The organism is Thiofilum flexile DSM 14609 (genome assembly GCF_000380185.1).
Taxonomy (GTDB): domain Bacteria; phylum Pseudomonadota; class Gammaproteobacteria; order Thiotrichales; family Thiotrichaceae; genus Thiofilum; species Thiofilum flexile.
On the sequence record NZ_KB904746.1, the window covers coordinates 202594 to 218364 of the forward strand.

16 protein-coding genes are annotated in these 15771 nt (G+C 43.7%); 6 read left to right on the plus strand and 10 right to left on the minus strand.

Features of this window, described 5'->3' with window-relative positions:
- The first annotated feature begins 252 nt into the window (after positions 1-252).
- A complete protein-coding gene (locus A3IK_RS0100945) occupies positions 253-1446 on the plus strand; it encodes an ammonium transporter (protein ID WP_020558081.1) in 1194 nt (397 codons plus the stop codon).
- A gap of 56 nt (positions 1447-1502) precedes the next feature.
- Here the strand turns inward: A3IK_RS0100945 and A3IK_RS0100950 are convergent, their stop codons facing one another.
- A complete protein-coding gene (locus A3IK_RS0100950) occupies positions 1503-2789 on the minus strand; it encodes an ATP-dependent 6-phosphofructokinase (RefSeq protein ID WP_020558082.1) in 1287 nt (428 codons plus the stop codon).
- Positions 2790-2822: 33 nt separating this feature from the next.
- Here A3IK_RS0100950 and A3IK_RS0100955 point away from each other — a divergent pair, with 33 nt between their 5' ends.
- On the plus strand, positions 2823-3230 hold the full coding sequence (locus A3IK_RS0100955) for a PGPGW domain-containing protein (protein WP_020558083.1): 408 nt from the start codon (positions 2823-2825) through the stop codon (positions 3228-3230).
- Between the two features lie 24 nt (positions 3231-3254).
- The gene (locus tag A3IK_RS0100960) at positions 3255-4016 is read left to right on the plus strand and encodes a 16S rRNA (uracil(1498)-N(3))-methyltransferase (protein ID WP_020558084.1); all 762 of its coding nucleotides are present in this window, start codon (positions 3255-3257) and stop codon (positions 4014-4016) included.
- Here A3IK_RS0100960 and A3IK_RS0100965 read toward each other — a convergent pair.
- The 4 genes from A3IK_RS0100965 to thiD form a co-directional block, all read right to left on the minus strand.
- A complete protein-coding gene (locus tag A3IK_RS0100965; protein WP_020558085.1) occupies positions 3968-4921 on the minus strand; it encodes an FHA domain-containing protein in 954 nt (317 codons plus the stop codon). The two genes, A3IK_RS0100960 and A3IK_RS0100965, sit on opposite strands and share 49 nt — an antisense overlap.
- Positions 4909-6207, minus strand: a complete 1299-nt coding sequence (locus A3IK_RS0100970) for a S1 family peptidase (protein ID WP_110690225.1) — start codon at positions 6205-6207, stop codon at positions 4909-4911. Before A3IK_RS0100970 ends, A3IK_RS0100965 begins: the two co-directional genes overlap by 13 nt.
- A gap of 211 nt (positions 6208-6418) precedes the next feature.
- Entirely contained in the window at positions 6419-7699 is a 1281-nt protein-coding gene (hemL, locus tag A3IK_RS0100975; RefSeq protein WP_020558087.1) for a glutamate-1-semialdehyde 2,1-aminomutase, read from the minus strand.
- 92 nt (positions 7700-7791) lie between these two features.
- Entirely contained in the window at positions 7792-8583 is a 792-nt protein-coding gene (thiD, locus tag A3IK_RS0100980; protein ID WP_020558088.1) for a bifunctional hydroxymethylpyrimidine kinase/phosphomethylpyrimidine kinase, read from the minus strand.
- Between the two features lie 81 nt (positions 8584-8664).
- On the opposite strand from thiD, the gene A3IK_RS0100985 reads away from it, so the two are divergent.
- On the plus strand, positions 8665-9861 hold the full coding sequence (locus tag A3IK_RS0100985) for a multidrug effflux MFS transporter (protein ID WP_020558089.1): 1197 nt from the start codon (positions 8665-8667) through the stop codon (positions 9859-9861).
- A gap of 8 nt (positions 9862-9869) precedes the next feature.
- Here A3IK_RS0100985 and A3IK_RS18130 read toward each other — a convergent pair whose 3' ends face one another.
- Positions 9870-10235: a DUF3301 domain-containing protein gene (locus tag A3IK_RS18130; RefSeq protein ID WP_020558090.1), complete on the minus strand. Its 366-nt coding sequence runs from the start codon at positions 10233-10235 to the stop codon at positions 9870-9872.
- 75 nt (positions 10236-10310) lie between these two features.
- Here A3IK_RS18130 and proC point away from each other — a divergent pair, with 75 nt between their 5' ends.
- Together proC and A3IK_RS0101000 are read left to right on the plus strand one after the other, a co-directional pair.
- Entirely contained in the window at positions 10311-11180 is an 870-nt protein-coding gene (gene proC / locus A3IK_RS0100995; RefSeq protein WP_020558091.1) for a pyrroline-5-carboxylate reductase, read from the plus strand.
- An 11-nt stretch (positions 11181-11191) separates the two neighbouring features.
- Entirely contained in the window at positions 11192-11749 is a 558-nt protein-coding gene (locus A3IK_RS0101000; protein ID WP_020558092.1) for a YggT family protein, read from the plus strand.
- Positions 11750-11811: 62 nt separating this feature from the next.
- On the opposite strand, the gene A3IK_RS0101005 is transcribed toward A3IK_RS0101000, so the two are convergent.
- The 4 genes from A3IK_RS0101005 to cysQ all read right to left on the minus strand — a co-directional run bounded on the left by A3IK_RS0101005 (position 11812) and on the right by cysQ (position 15661).
- Positions 11812-12204, minus strand: coding sequence for an RNA recognition motif domain-containing protein (locus tag A3IK_RS0101005; RefSeq protein ID WP_245539439.1), 393 nt, complete (start codon positions 12202-12204; stop codon positions 11812-11814).
- Positions 12205-12402: 198 nt separating this feature from the next.
- The gene (gshA, locus tag A3IK_RS0101010) at positions 12403-14070 is read right to left on the minus strand and encodes a glutamate--cysteine ligase (protein WP_245539440.1); all 1668 of its coding nucleotides are present in this window, start codon (positions 14068-14070) and stop codon (positions 12403-12405) included.
- A 39-nt stretch (positions 14071-14109) separates the two neighbouring features.
- On the minus strand, positions 14110-14808 hold the full coding sequence (trmB, locus tag A3IK_RS0101015) for a tRNA (guanosine(46)-N7)-methyltransferase TrmB (protein ID WP_020558095.1): 699 nt from the start codon (positions 14806-14808) through the stop codon (positions 14110-14112).
- A gap of 58 nt (positions 14809-14866) precedes the next feature.
- On the minus strand, positions 14867-15661 hold the full coding sequence (gene cysQ / locus A3IK_RS0101020; protein WP_020558096.1) for a 3'(2'),5'-bisphosphate nucleotidase CysQ: 795 nt from the start codon (positions 15659-15661) through the stop codon (positions 14867-14869).
- Positions 15662-15771 lie beyond the last annotated feature (110 nt).

Consider the following 15771-nt stretch of genomic DNA (forward strand, 5'->3'; position numbering starts at 1 on the left):
CATCTAATATTCTAATAGGCGCTATCACTGTGCATAATGCTTTTCTTTGGCACTAAAATAATACATTTACTGCGCTAAATAAGTGCTTAAAAAGCTATTAAGCTCTAAAAGAGTGCTTAAAAAGCTATGATTTTGCTTTGGTTTGATTTTTTATTGCATCCTGAACAAAAGAGCAGTGCTTAGAGCTAGTCAGTACGTAAGATATGACTATGATTAGCGCTACTTTTCAGGTGCGACTAAGAGGCTAAGCGGATGGAGCAATTAATACTCGCTCTCAATACATTGTTCGTGTTAATCGGTGCTGTGATGGTGCTGGCTATGCATGCTGGATTTGCCTTTTTAGAGGTGGGTACAGTACGGCATAAAAATCAAGTGAATGCTTTAGTTAAAATTATTGTCGACTTTGCTGTTTCTACTATTGCCTATTTTTTTATCGGCTACTACATCGCTTATCAAGTGGGCTTTTTTGAAAGCGCTAGCGTGTTGGCTGAAAAAAGTGGTTTTGAACTGGTAAAATTCTTCTTCTTACTCACTTTTGCCGCCGCCATTCCGGCAATTATTTCCGGTGGTATTGCTGAGCGGGCGCGGTTTTATCCACAGCTAATCGCTACTTTTATTATTGTAGCCTTGGTGTATCCCTTCTTTGAGGGTATTGCTTGGAATGGGGCTTATGGGGTGCAAGCGTGGTTAGAAAGTACTTTTGGTGCCAAATTCCATGATTTTGCTGGCTCCGTGGTAGTACACGCAATGGGCGGCTGGATTGCACTAGGTGCGGTCATTATGTTAGGCGCTCGTTATGGACGTTATAATAAACAAGGCCAGCCCATGTCGGCTCACCCCCCTTCAAGTATTCCTTTTCTAGCATTAGGCTCATGGGTATTAGCGGTAGGTTGGTTTGGTTTTAATGTGATGTCAGCGCAAGCGATTGAGGGGATTAGTGGCTTGGTAGCGATTAACTCTTTAATGGCGATGGTGGGTGGTATTTTAGCCGCTTTAGTGCTCGGTAAAAATGACCCCGGTTTCGTTCATAATGGCCCCTTGGCTGGCTTAGTGGCGGTCTGTGCTGGCTCGGATATTATGCACCCCCTCAGCTCTTTAATCGTCGGCGGGGTAGCGGGTGCTTTATTTGTAGTAACCTTTACCCTAGCGCAAAACAAATGGCGCATTGATGATGTGCTCGGTGTGTGGCCCTTGCACGGTTTATGTGGCGTATGGGGCGGGATCGCTGCCGGTATCTTTGGTTCGACGGCGCTAGGGGGCATGGGTGGTGTTAGTTTCATGTCACAATTAATCGGCACCGGATTAGGCATTATTATTGCCTTAGTCGCCGGTTTTGCGGTCTATGGCCTACTCAAAACCACCATAGGTATTCGTCTCACCCAAGAGGAAGAATATAATGGTGCGGATCTCAGTATCCACAAAATCCAAGCTAATCCCAATGTATAGTTATCATTCATAGCTCCTTGCACACAGACTAGCTAATACTAACTAGTCTGTGTTGGCTAGCCGATCACGGCAGGCTGCCCCGTATTTTCCCGTACACTAAACCATAACTCACCATGTGGATTGACCTTATGGCTTTTACCCGCCAGCATATGAATCGGTACATGCGTAATGCGTCCATTCCAATTGCCAAGTAGCATCCCCGTTTTACCTGCCATCGCTGCATGCACCGCCGCACGGGCGAGCTGATCACAATAGAGCTGATCTGAAGCAGTAGGAGGTGCAGAGCGAATTAAATAGCTTGGCTCAATATATTTAATCCCGACATTGAGTGGGCTGTCTTTGAAGTATTCGGTAATTTTTTGCTTTAAGTACAAGCCAATATCTCCTAACTTCGCATTACCAGAGGCGTCAAATCCCTCGCCCTGCACTAAATCCTGCCCCGCCCCCTCTGCTACCACAATTACCGCATGATGGCGGGCTTTTAAGCGGCGCTCGATGAGAGCCAAGACACCATTCTCGCCTTGTAATGAAAAGGGAACTTCTGGAATCAGACATAAATTAGCATTCCCCGATGCGACACATGCGGTTGCTGTAATAAAGCCAGCATGTCGCCCCATTAGTTTGACAATCCCAATACCATTAGGCATGCCTTTAGCTTCGATTTCAGCCACATTAATCGCTTTCACCGCCTCGGCTACAGCCGTATCAAAACCAAACGAACGCCTCACCCATGGGATATCATTATCAATCGTCTTAGGGATACCGATAATGCCAATGTTTAACCCCCGGCGGCGAATCTCTTCCCATAAGGCTTGAGCACCACGCATCGTGCCATCCCCGCCAATGGTGAAAAGCATATTAATATTACGCCGCACTAAGGTATCGACTAATTCGCTCGTTGGCGGAGTACCACGTGATGAACCTAATAAAGTACCCCCTACCTCTTTTAAACCAGACACTAGATCGGGAGTAAGCTGAAAGGGTTCTTCGCCTTGTAGTCCTAAACCCTGATAACCATAGCGTATCCCCTCAATGCATTGACAACCATATAAATGCCAAAGCTGCATCACCAAGCCACGAATCACCGCATTGAGTCCGGGGCACAAGCCACCACAAGTCACCAGTGCTGCTTTGACTTGTGGTGGATCAAAAAATAGCTTCTCTCGCGGGCCTGCGAGTTCTAAGGTTAATTGGGTATTTAATGGTAAATCGTTTTCAAGCACACTAAGCTCTGGTTGCACTAACAGGCGCTCTGGGTCACAACGAAAATTGATAGTTGATTGTCGACTTAAGGGATTGGGTATATTACAGGGATGAAATTGATCAATGATTAAGTTTTGCATAAAGACTCCTAAATATTCGAGCTACGTAATACTATGACACTATCTACACAGGTCGTGAATGAGCTAGAGTCCTATCAAGGTATTTTGGTGGGAATTGGCATTGGCTCTTTAGGCTTATTTATTATTTCGCTACTGCTGCTACCTTGGCTGATTAGGCGCATTCCGGCTGATTATTTTAAGCGTCCCGAACCCGAAGGTTGGGCTTTATTAGTGCGCCCACAAACCATGTTGCGTAATTTGATCGGAGTACTGATTATTATCGCGGGTTTCATTATGTTAGTACTCCCCGGACAAGGCATTCTTACTATTTTAATTGGTATTGCGATTATGCAATTCCCCGGCAAGCGCGCGGTAGAACGTTGGCTGATTATGCGTCCGGGAGTATTAAAAGCAATGAATTGGATTCGCACCCAAGCTAATATCCAACCTCTTCAATTCTAATATGCCACTAACAAAAGGTAGACCATGCGTATTCCACGCTTTTATTGCCCAATCCCCTTACAAGCGCCTGCTACCCTAGAACTGCCCGAAGCCACCTATCACCATGCCATTCAAGTATTACGCTTAAATGTGGGAGAGGAGCTAATTTTATTCAATGGGCAAACAGCCGGTGAATATCTAGCCGTGATCGAAAGCCTGTCACGCCGCTCGGCTACCGTGCGTATTCAATCTTATCAAGCCGTAGAGCGCGAATCCCCCCTACCTATGGTCTTAGCCCTAGCCATTATTAAACCGGATAAAATGGATTTTGCGCTGCAAAAGGCGGTTGAATTAGGAGTCACAGCGATTCAACCCTTACTAACCGAGCGCTCGGTTATTCGTGTGCTTAAAGATAAGCAAGATAAAAAATTGCAACATTGGGAGGGCGTTTTAATGGCGGCTTGTGAACAATCAGGGCGCACTACCCTGCCCTTATTAAAACCACCACTCTCTTTAAATGACTATCTGGCTCAAACTACACCCTATGAACGCCTGATTTTATCGCCCACCGCTACGAATACTTTTAGTAGTCATTCTAAAAAGTCGGGAGTCGAAGTTATTATTGGTCCCGAAGGCGGATTCACCGAAGAAGAAGTCGCCCTCTGCACCCAAACTGGTGTATCCGCTATTAGCCTAGGGCCCCGTATTTTACGCGCCGAAACGGCTTGTATTAGTGCTCTAACCCTTATTCAGCATTATTATGGTGACTTAGCCGAGCCTAATGCTTCACGAGCTTGCTGCATATAATCTGATTGCGATAAGGTAGGCAACAGGCGCATATCCCAAGCACGTACACTACGATTAAAATCTAATTCACTCACCGAGTTAGCTTGTATAGTCCAGTCATCAATTAAATTCGTCAGTTGAAACACTATAATAGGCATACTAAATAATAAGGCCCAGCTCAATGCTGCTTTCTTACTAGTATGATAAAGCTGATAAATGCACAAAAATAATAATAAAGGTAATACTAAAAATTGATTAGTCAATATTAAGACATTACTAGGCCAGTTAGCTGTTACAAAATAACTCCACCAATGGCCTATTTCTGACAACACCGGGGGTATTAATACAAATAAAGAAGCAATCGATATCGAAGGCCATATTTGCCAGCGCTGAGTAACAGCACGATTAATCCCCAAAGCCAAGAGTGCTAAGACTAATAAAAACCAGATAGATGGAATAACTTTGCTAATATAATTATTAAAAGTCCCTACGAACTCCGTACTAAGATAGTTTTCTAATAAAATTACAATAAAGGTAAATGCCAGTAATAAACCTGCTGCAATGGGCTGGCAAAATAATGCTAATCTACCTTTACCAGAATTGATAGTAGTGCTCTCAATTGGTGTATCAGGCTTTAATAAGCGGATGGAGCGTTGAGCTAGCATTAGTTTAGCGGGTAAACTAACACTTGTTGCTTGTTTTAAGGCTAGTTTTTTATTATTTAAGCTAGCACCATTTTCATTCGACAGATTCTCTACTATTATACCTGTGTCATTTTGATCAATTACTAGATGATGTGGAGAAATAGTGTTATCTGAGATAATAATATCATTATCAAAAGCACGACCAATAGTGACTGGATATTTTTCTATAATATGGTACTGATTCAAAGAGCGATCTTGTACTTCTAAAATTATTTTTTCCATTCAAATGCTCCTATTAATGCTTCTACCACCTTCAAACTATAATCAAATTCGGTACCAACCATATCCAGATTGAAAATAAACCCTTGAGTCTTTTCGCCTACTAATACCCCATTCACCACTACATCGCTCAAACCTTCATAATTAAGATAATTACGCCGACAAATACTAACCTTAAAGGGTCGATCAGCAATTTTCACAAAATTAGTAAAGCATTGAAAAGCGGTTACATCTTTAGTAGTTAGCTTATTATTTAAGGCCTCTACCCCATTTTTCCCTTCATATAAACGATAAAAATGAGTCGACCAGAGACCATTTCCCTCAAACCAATCATATTGATACTGAAACTGTCCAACATCCATACCTTCTTTTAAAAAGATACTGCGTTCATTGGAGCATTGCGTAAAATAATTAACTAATAAACTACCATTCTCTTTTGACTCACTGCCATCCCAACAGCGCACAGTTGAATTCATTTCAGTAGGTACTTTAAGCTGCCCTATATGAGTATAATTCCACTGATTATCTTGCTTACTCTTAAGTAGCTCTTGCAAATAGCTACGCATATTCTCTATGAGCTGCTGGCTAATATAAGTATTCAAATCTTGCACTGGGGTATAATTACGTAATTTTAAGCGATCTAAGATAACCCCTAAATGCCGTGCTGCAACTAAGAAACTGATTTCATTACCTGAAGTCGCTACATTGATACCAACCACTAAGCCTTGCTCATCTAACGTAGGCCCTCCACTCATTCCCGCATTTAGGCTACCCGAAAATAAAATATTTTGATCCGTGCTATATTCTAATACTCCATTATTAGTTCCTTCTACAATGGATAGCCCCAAATCTAAAGGATTACCAATAGAGTATAAATTAGCACCTTTACGCGGCACTTTACCTAATCCTAGTGGTTTACCTAAGGGTTGGCTTGCTTTTAATACTGCCAAATCATGTACAATATCCAGATCTAGGAGGGTCAATTCACCCGTTTTACCGGATTTTGATAAATAGTCTAGAGTATAATTATTAATATCATTCACATAACTACTAACCACATGATAATTAGTAGCAACAATATCTTCACGACCGACAACAAAACCGGAGCCTATTGTAATTTTCTTACCTGTTTGTTTATTAATAACTCTAATTTGATAGACTGATTTTTCTACATCGGTATATAGGTTAGTGGTAATATTAGCCCCATAGCTGGAAATAGGTATGCTTAAGTTTATCAATACGAAAGCTAGCCATAGACTCACTACTCTCCATTGTAATAGTTTTTGCATAATGGTGATCACGGTTAAAATAATTAAATTACTAAGGTGTAAGTAGCTATATACCAACTATTCAGTATTGTCTGCTCAGTCATTATGACTACTTTTCTAGATGACTAAGCAGCTTCTCAATAAGTTCCTCCAAAGTACCTATATTATTCTCAGGTACTTTGGATTTTACTGCTGAACCAACGTCTCTACGTTTGAAAAAATATTACCTATTTTAGAGTTCCGCAAAAGCTTGTGCTGCTATTTGAATGGTTGCTTGAATATCGGCATCGGTATGGGCTGTCGATACAAATCCTGCTTCATAGGCAGAAGGTGCTAAATAGACACCATGATCCAACATAAAATGAAAAAAGCGATTAAACCGCGCGGTATCGCATTGGGTTGCTTGGGCATAAGTATCAATACGAGGCTGCTCGGTAAAATAAATACCAAACATACCGCCCACATTGATTACCGTAAAAGGAATACCAGCTTTATCGGCTTCAGACTTTAGCCCTTGTACTAAAGTCGTACACACTTCATTAATGCGCTCATAGAAACCCGCACGGGAAATAATCTGCATCATCATTAATCCGGCACTCATAGCAATCGGATTACCTGATAATGTCCCTGCTTGATAGACCGCACCTAATGGGGATAAATGCGCCATAATATCGCGCCGTCCACCAAAAGCACCGACGGGCATACCGCCGCCAATGATTTTGCCTAGGGTCGTCAAATCGGGTTTGACACCATAATAGGCTTGTGCTCCCCCTAATGCGACGCGAAACCCGGTCATGACCTCATCAAAAATCAAGACGGCTCCTGATTGATCACACACTTCGCGCAAAGTTTCTAAAAAGCCCGGTACTGGCGGAATGCAATTCATATTGCCCGCAACCGGCTCTACAATTACACAGGCAATTTCATGCCCACGCTCAGCAAATACTTCGCGTACTTGTTCGCTATTATTAAAATCGAGCGTCAGGGTAAATTGGGCTAATTCGGGTGGTACACCAGGGGAACTGGGTTGACCAAACGTTAATGCGCCTGAGCCTGCTTTGACTAGTAAAGAATCACTATGACCATGATAGCAACCTTCAAATTTAACAATCACCTTGCGTCCGGTAAAACCCCGCGCCAAACGAATGGCAGACATGGTCGCTTCCGTGCCGGAGCTTACCATGCGCACCATTTCAATCGAGGGAATCAGCTCACAAATAGTGGCTGCCATTTCGCCCTCTAGTGCAGTTGGTGCGCCGTAGCTTAGACCTTTTAACGCGGCTTCTCGCACCGCCTCAATCACCTCAGGATGGGCGTGCCCCGCAATCATAGGCCCCCATGAGCCAATATAATCAATGTAACGCTTGCCATCGACATCCCATAAATAGGCTCCCTCCGCGCGGTCAATAAAACGGGGAGTACCACCAACACCACGAAAGGCACGTACCGGCGAATTGACGCCACCAGGAATAACAGCTTGGGCTTGTTGGAATAAAGATTCAGAACGGGTCATACTGACCTACCTCTATCTATCAGAAAAATCAGCTATCTATAGTAATAGCATGAATGAATTATGTTGAATGGCCTACTTTCATTGTTCGGGTTTTATACTGCTGGGGGCAACCAATACAATCGATTTGGCACCCGAAATCCCTGCCCTATTGCGCGTCCTGCCTCTAAGGTATTCCAGGTATAGCTTTGAGCCTGCATTAAAGCCTGCATTAAATCTGTACCCTGCGCCAATAAGGCCGCACAGGCTGCCGTCAAGGTACAACCCGATCCACTATAGTGGTGTGGTAAACGTTCCCAAGCCCAAACCTTAGTAAGCTCTCCCTCTTGATAGAGGGCATTTTCTAGCTGCACGGTTGGCTCATTGGCTCCCGTCACTAGAATAGCTTTACAGCCATAGTCTAATAAGGCCTGTGCCTGCTCTTGAGCATTCGCTGCTGGCAATTGTGCTAAACGCGCCAGCTCGTGATTGTTTAGGGTTAATAACGTCACCAGCGGTAATAAATCGGTACAAATAGCATGCTCGACTTCGGGGCTACCTTGCCTGCCAATACCGACACTTAAAGAGGGATCAAGTACAATGGGGATATTTTGTGGAGCCTCTCGAATCAAAGTACGAACCGCTTTGACCGCCTCCACCGTATGTAATAGCCCTACTTTAATGGCGGAAATATTCATATCGGGCATCAGGGCTTCCGCTTGTTGTAGGATGAGATAATCGGGTAGGGGCTCTACACGATACACATCTTGCGTATCTTGCACGGTGATACAGGTAATGACCGAGACCGCATGACAACCATGACTACCAATCGCTTCAATATCAGCCGACACCCCCGCGCCCCCGACGGGATCATGTCCAGAGATAGTCATTACGATTGGGGTCGTCATCGCCACATCCTCTTCAGCAGTATTTGCCTTATAACCAATAGCACCTTATTATGCTGCATCGCACAATGAGACGCAATAAAAATGCCACATAGCCTTAGTTTGAAAGAATTTATTATTCTTATCGCCCTGTTAACTTCCTTGCCCGCACTGGCTATTGACGCCATGTTACCCGCTTTTCAGCAAATGGGTATTGATTTAAAAGTAACCCATGCCAATGATATTCAGCTTGTTATTCCCGTATTATTTCTAGGTCTAAGCATCGGTCAATTAGTGTTTGGCCCCCTCTCGGATAGTTGGGGACGTAAATTGATTACTTATTGGGGACTTGGCATTTTTATGCTAGGTAGCGCTATCTCTCTCTTTGCCCAAGATTTTAATACCATGTTAGTAGGACGCTTCCTACAAGGATTAGGGGCTGCTGCCCCCCGGGTTGTTAGTATTGCCATTGTCCGCGATCTCTATTCTGGGCGGCAAATGGCGCAGATTATGTCCTTTACTATGACCGTATTTATTTTAGTGCCCGCCATTGCACCTTTATTAGGTCAAGGTATTCTAGTATTTGCTAGTTGGCATGCTATTTTTGCTTTATTTTTAGTCACTGCGCTTATTGTTACCCTTTGGTACGGCCTACGCTTAGAAGAAACACTAAAGGTAGAAAATCGTCGCCCTTTTTCGATGGCGAGTTTATGGCAAGCTGCTAAAGAAGTCTTTACGAATAAAGTAGCCATGGGTTATACCCTAGGCAGTGGTTTGATTTTTGGTGCCTTTATGGGATATATCAATTCATCCCCACAAATCTTCCAACAGCAATATAATCTCGGTGAACAATTCCCGTTTTACTTTGGTGCTTTAGCCTTATCGTTAGGGGCTGCCTCGTTGTTAAATGCTAAATTAGTGATGAAGTATGGTATGCGGTTACTGTCCACCATCGCGATTCGGAGTTTTACCATACTAGCACTGATTTTTGTGGTCATAGCCTATTTATACAATGGACATCCCCCTTTATGGCAACTCATGACCTATTTGCTCTTAAGCTTTTTTAGCGTGGGTTTATTATTTGGTAATCTAAACTCTTTAGCCATGGAACCCTTAGGGCATATTGCTGGTATCGGTGCTGCTATTATTGGCTCGGTATCATCTTTATTTGCTATTCCTTTGGGCACGATCATTGGACAAAGCTATAATGGCACCGTTCTCCCTATCGTCATTGGATTCAGTGTATTGGGATTATTAACTGCTTTAACTTTACGCTGGACCAGATCTCATACTAAAGCGTAAACTAATCCTTATGGTTTTTGGTCTAGCAACGCTTGGCGTTTATTACGCTCGGCAGCTAGATCAATAATCGTTCCCTCTGCCGTATCCATCTGAATTTGCTCCAAACGATTACCCAACATAAACACCCTCCCATGTTGGCGCTGCACACCTTCTTGGCTATAGTCAAAGCCATAGATACGTTTCCAAGTCATATTGCCCGCCGGATAGCGTCCGGGCTTTAAACTTTCTAATGCCACACTTTGATCTAGAAACTGTACTTCATAACGCTCGCAGGTGCGTTTGGCTATTACAATGGCTTGCTCGCGGGCTTGTAGGGTACTGATCCAAAACCACACCATCAGCCCCAAGGCTCCTAAAATAAATAAACCGGTCATAGTGTTCCTATCATTATTGCTTTAGTCTTGACCCCAGTATAATGCGACTATTATTCATCAGGCGACTTTATAGTTATGCACAATTTATCAACCGCTACTAGGGATACTCTACAATTGTCTCAACAAAAATTAACCATTGCCTTTATTGGTTCTGGCAATATGGCGCGTAGTTTAATCTTGGGCTTACTACGTGATAACTCAAGCCCTATTGCCATTCGTGTATCGGATCCCGACCCAAATCAACTAGCCGCTATCCAGCAGCATTGGCCTGAAATCACCACCTCTACCTCGAATGAAACGATTGTTCAAGGGGCTGATATTGTAGTGCTAGCGGTTAAACCCCAAGTGATGCGCGAAGTAGCTCAAGCCTTAGCCGCGAGTTGTCAAACGACCCGTCCCTTGATTATATCGATAGCCGCAGGCATCACGATAGACTCCCTACAGCAATGGCTAGGTGGACAACTGCCTATTGTGCGCTGTATGCCCAACACGCCGGCTTTGGTTCAGGCGGGTGCGACGGGTTTATACGCCAATCCTTTAGTCAGTGAGCCACAGCGTAATCAAGCAGAGAGTATTTTACGCAGTGTCGGCATCACCCTATGGTTTGAAGAGGAAGCCGCCTTAAATGCTGTCACTGCGGTGTCAGGCAGTGGGCCGGCCTATTTCTTTTTAGTCATGGAAGCGATGCAAGCCGCCGCTCAGCACTTAGGTTTACCTACAAAAGAAGCTGGTTTGCTCGTGGTGCAAACCGCTTTAGGAGCCGCTAAGCTAGCATTAGAAAGCCAAGAGTCACCCGCCGAATTACGGCGTAAAGTCACCTCTAAAGGTGGAACAACGGCGGCGGCAATCGATATACTTCAAGAGAAACAATTAGCTGCTATTTTTTTAGAGGCGATGCAAGCTGCTACTAAACGCTCTGAAACCCTCGCGGCTGAAAATAGTTAAGGATTACTTTTATGGTTATACAACAAATTTTGGTCTTTTTATTTTCGACCTTATTTTCATTTTATATCGGGGCAATACTAATTCGCTTCTTATTAGCTTGGTCACGTGCCGATTTTTACAATCCCTTTTCACAATTTCTGGTCAAAATCACTAACCCGCCTTTAGTAAAATTAAGACGTATTATTCCCGCATTAGGTAAATTAGATACAGCATCCCTAGTATTAGCGTTAGTGCTACAAATCGCTTTGATTATACTACTCGTGATTATCCAAGGGGCGAATGGGAAAATTAGCGCTAATATTTTCTATATTATATTTCTAGCTATGACGGAGCTGATTCGCACGGTGATCTGGATTTATATTATTGCTTTAATTGTTCAGGCAGTTTTGAGCTGGACTAATAATCTACACGGCAATCCATTAGCGGGATTATTGGATAGCCTAACTAGACCCTTATTAAAACCCGTGCAAAAATATATACCACTTGTTTCAGGAATTGATATGTCACCGATGGTGGTTATGATGGGGTTATATATTATTTTAATTATTTTAGGACCTTCACCACTCTAAGAGAAGGAGAAGGCGGTAACTAAGAGTGCAGTGATAGACTCACTGCACTCTAGTATCAGTGATTAGTAATCACGACGACGAGGTGCTGAGCGTGAATCACCACGGTCACCGCGATCACCACCGCGTGGAGCATCGCCACGGGGTTTAAAGTCACGACGAGGTCTCTCTTCACGAGGCTTGGCTTCATTAACTTTAATATTACGACCACCAAAGCTATGCTCGTTTAGACCGCTGATTGCATTAGCGGCATCGCTTGCGTCTGCCATCTCTACAAAGCCGAAGCCTTTAGATTGACCAGTCATCTTGTCTTTAATCAGACTGACGCTAACGACTTCACCATATTCTGCAAACAGGTCACGAAGATCGTCATCACTTATCTTATAGGGAAGATTCCCAACATAAATATTCACTATTTTAATCTCATATATATATATCGTACCCTGTTCGAGAAACATTAGGAGGCAACCAGGACTACACATTACCCACCAATGATCAGGCCGAAGCCTAACTGCAACAGAACACCCGCCACCTCTCTCCATTGGCTTTAAGCGACAGGCATCCTCACTAGTAGCTGGCACACGCACCGCTAAACGTAAAACTATCGACTAACAGTAGTCCCTTAGATCGTACGTAACAACTCATCGACGATTAAATCATAGAATCGATTCTAGTGTCTCATTGAAATAGTGCTCCAGAAATTCATCAAAAGCAATATTATTCTCAGTTTCTAGTAATTTTTGTTGTTGTAATGATTGTAAAGCCAGAGCTGTCCAGTCATTTTCTAGTGCTTCAGGCAAGTTTCGGTTCATAAATAAACTTTTATGACGCTGCGATTGTTCATTTGCGAACTCAAAAAAGCTCCCTGCTGCCATTATTTCCGTTAATACTCGCGCAGAAGGGGTTAACTCTGGCTCTTGCACCAAAATGGTGTGTGCATTTAATGCTTGTGTATAACGGGTTTCATTATGGGTTTGATCTAATAACTGTGCTACACCTTGCATAGCCTGTATTAATTCATTCGCCCATTCAGATAGTAAAATTTTACTATTTAAGCGGTTTAAATATAATTGTGGATCACGACCATAGTGAGCGACGGCTAATTGATTCGCATTGGTCATTTCACGTTCGGTTTTGTCAATTAAGGGGCTTTCTTGCAATAAACAAAAGTGCATAAAAACCTCAATGAATGCCATTTGCTCCGTAGTAAGCCCAGCCGGATCAAAAGGATTGATATCCAGAGAACGCAGCTCTACATAGCCTATTCCACGGCGGGTTAAAGCGGTGATAGGTTTCTCAAAGCCCTTTAAAGGCTGCTTAGGACGCACGGTGCTGTAGTATTCATTTTCAATTTGTAAAATATTCGCGTTAAGCTGCCGATACTCGCCGTCTACTTTTACCCCAATCTTGGCATACTCTGCACTGGGGGTACTAATTGCATGGCGCAAACTAGCCACATAACTCTCTAAGGTGTTGTAGCAAACCTTAACACCACTATCATGCTCTTTGGTATTAGTATAGCCAATATTACCCATACGCAATGAGGTACCATAAGGCTCATATAGGGTAAACTCCTTAAACGCCTTAAAACCTTCTGCAGGCGCACGACCATTTAAGAAGCTCTTACAAATCGCTGGCGATGCACCAAATAAGTAAATAATTAACCAACCATAGCGCTGAATATTGCGAATCATGCGGATATAGGCGCGATCCTTAAAGCTACGTAAATCCGTAGCCCCTTCTGGTTCCATAGCAAACCATACCGGCCAGAAATCCTCTGAAATCGAATAGTTATAATGGATACCGGCAATCACTTGCATGATTTTACCATAGCGCCACGCTAACCCCTGACGGTAAACATGCTTCATTTTCCCTGCATTAGATGAGCCATATTCCGCAATACGTACATCCGCCTCACCGCGTAAGACGCAAGGCATGCTATTCGTCCACAATAGCTCATTACCTAGACGCTGATAGACAAAGGTTTCTAGATCTAATAAATAATCTAATGCCTGTGTCGCTCGCGCTTGTGGGGGGGTGATCAGCTCTAATAAAGCCTCCGAGTAATCGGTGGTAATCCACGGATTCGTGAGTGCTGAACCTAATACCTGTGGGTGATTGGTTTGAGCAATATGTCCCGCTGAATTAACACGCAAACTTTCCTTTTCAAGCCCCGTTTTAGCATAACGCAAATAAGTATGTAGATTGGAGGCTTGAATACTGCGTAGACGTTGTTCGAGTACTTGATACACAATAGAACTTCCGGGGTTCACTAATAAAGGGCGCTCATTACACCACACTCCCCCCATAATGCAAATGAACACAGCTCGTGGGACTGCTTAACCCAACTGTTATCAGGGGTATTACACTCTTTGATAAATCAAGTCCCAAACCCCATGACCTAGGCGCTGCCCGCGCTGCTCAAATTTAGTTAAAGGTCGATGCGCAGGGCGCTCCACAAAGGGAGAGTCGGCCTGTAAGCGTTTTAACTGAGGGTTAGCGTCTAAGACCTCAGCCATATGTTGCGCATAAGGCTCCCAATCGGTTGCTAAATGAATCAGACCATTCGTAGTCAAACGGGATACTAATAACTCAACAAACTCTGTTTGAATAATACGACGCTTATGGTGGCGTTTTTTATGCCAAGGATCAGGGAAAAATATCTGTACCCGCTCAAGTGATTGGGGCGCAATGCGTTGTTTTAAAATTTCCACCGCATCGGTATTGATCACTCGTACATTGTTGAGCTGATCCCGTTGCAGCAAATGCAATAGGTGTCCCACGCCGGGGGTATGGACTTCTACCCCAATGAAATTGTATTCCGGCATGGCTTTAGCCATTTGTGCCAAAGTTTCACCATTACCAAAACCAATTTCAAAAACCACGGGCGCGGTACGCTGAAAGAGTGCCTGATAATCTAGGGTACTCGTTCCTTCATCAATTCCCAACGTTGACCAGCCGGTTTCAATGGCTTGTTCTTGGCCTTTTGTCAGCCGTCCAGTACGTAATACAAAGCTACGGATAGTACGGTGATGGGTATTTTCGGGAGCGGGTGTCGTCATAAGTCAAAGTCCAAAATCATCGCGCAGGCATTCTGCCATCACTTCGGCCTAGTGTCAGCTACTTTGGCAGGTATTGCGACCAATCGTGGAATTCGCTACCCATCACAAAAAACTGGGGATTTAACAGCGAATCTTTAGTGTTATAACGCAAAGGTTCATTCGTGGTTGTCACCATATGCCCCCCCGCTTCGGTAACTATAATTTGTGCTGCTGCGGTATCCCACTCTGAAGTAGGCCCTAAACGGGGATATAGATCTGCATCACCTTCGGCGACACGACAAGCTTTAATAATACTCCCCACCGTTTGATAAACATGTTCTCCCACATTAGCTAAAAAAACCGGCATAATCTCATCACGATGTGAATTGCTACCAATAATCACGGGTGGGGTCGCCAAGGGGCGGGTATGTATAGGCACTAGCTCCTCCCCTATGAGTTTATAGGCACCATTCCCTAAACTCGCTACCCATAGCTCTTGTAATGCAGGTGCATAGACCACGCCTAACACCGGCTCATGCTCATGAATGAGCGCAATTAAAATAGCAAACTGATCATTGCGCTTAATAAACTCGCGGGTGCCATCTAAAGGATCGACTAACCAATAGGTATCCCACTCCTGACGCTCAGTAAAGGGGACTTGTACAGACTCTTCCGACAAAATCGGATAATCAGGGGTAAGCTGTCTTAGCCCTTCCACAATATGATGATGAGAGGCTAAATCTGCCGCTGTGAGAGGGGAATTATCCAATTTATCATTCACAACAAAATCAGCTTGGTTATAAATCGCTAAAATTTTATCGCCTGCTTCCAGCGCGATTTGTATCACGGCGTAGGATAGGGTTTCTAAATTCATAATAGGCCTCAGGTGTTAAATACATTCCGACCAAGCGCCCCCGCTTTGCCGATTGTCGGCTGCTTAGTTATGTACATCATAAAATTTTGGGTGCTTTCATATAGCTGTGC

Excerpts from the sequence above, each read along its gene's own strand:
- A3IK_RS0100945 (WP_020558081.1), top strand. The coding sequence starts at position 253 with ATGGAGCAATTAATACTCGCTCTCAATACATTGTTCGTGTTAATCGGT.
- A3IK_RS0100950 (WP_020558082.1), bottom strand. The coding sequence starts at position 2,789 with ATGCAAAACTTAATCATTGATCAATTTCATCCCTGTAATATACCCAAT.
- A3IK_RS0100955 (WP_020558083.1), top strand. The coding sequence starts at position 2,823 with ATGACACTATCTACACAGGTCGTGAATGAGCTAGAGTCCTATCAAGGT.
- A3IK_RS0100960 (WP_020558084.1), top strand. The coding sequence starts at position 3,255 with ATGCGTATTCCACGCTTTTATTGCCCAATCCCCTTACAAGCGCCTGCT.
- A3IK_RS0100965 (WP_020558085.1), bottom strand. The coding sequence starts at position 4,921 with ATGGAAAAAATAATTTTAGAAGTACAAGATCGCTCTTTGAATCAGTAC.
- A3IK_RS0100970 (WP_110690225.1), bottom strand. The coding sequence starts at position 6,207 with ATGCAAAAACTATTACAATGGAGAGTAGTGAGTCTATGGCTAGCTTTC.
- hemL (WP_020558087.1), bottom strand. The coding sequence starts at position 7,699 with ATGACCCGTTCTGAATCTTTATTCCAACAAGCCCAAGCTGTTATTCCT.
- thiD (WP_020558088.1), bottom strand. The coding sequence starts at position 8,583 with ATGACGACCCCAATCGTAATGACTATCTCTGGACATGATCCCGTCGGG.
- A3IK_RS0100985 (WP_020558089.1), top strand. The coding sequence starts at position 8,665 with ATGCCACATAGCCTTAGTTTGAAAGAATTTATTATTCTTATCGCCCTG.
- A3IK_RS18130 (WP_020558090.1), bottom strand. The coding sequence starts at position 10,235 with ATGACCGGTTTATTTATTTTAGGAGCCTTGGGGCTGATGGTGTGGTTT.
- proC (WP_020558091.1), top strand. The coding sequence starts at position 10,311 with ATGCACAATTTATCAACCGCTACTAGGGATACTCTACAATTGTCTCAA.
- A3IK_RS0101000 (WP_020558092.1), top strand. The coding sequence starts at position 11,192 with ATGGTTATACAACAAATTTTGGTCTTTTTATTTTCGACCTTATTTTCA.
- A3IK_RS0101005 (WP_245539439.1), bottom strand. The coding sequence starts at position 12,204 with ATGTTTCTCGAACAGGGTACGATATATATATATGAGATTAAAATAGTG.
- trmB (WP_020558095.1), bottom strand. The coding sequence starts at position 14,808 with ATGACGACACCCGCTCCCGAAAATACCCATCACCGTACTATCCGTAGC.
- cysQ (WP_020558096.1), bottom strand. The coding sequence starts at position 15,661 with ATGAATTTAGAAACCCTATCCTACGCCGTGATACAAATCGCGCTGGAA.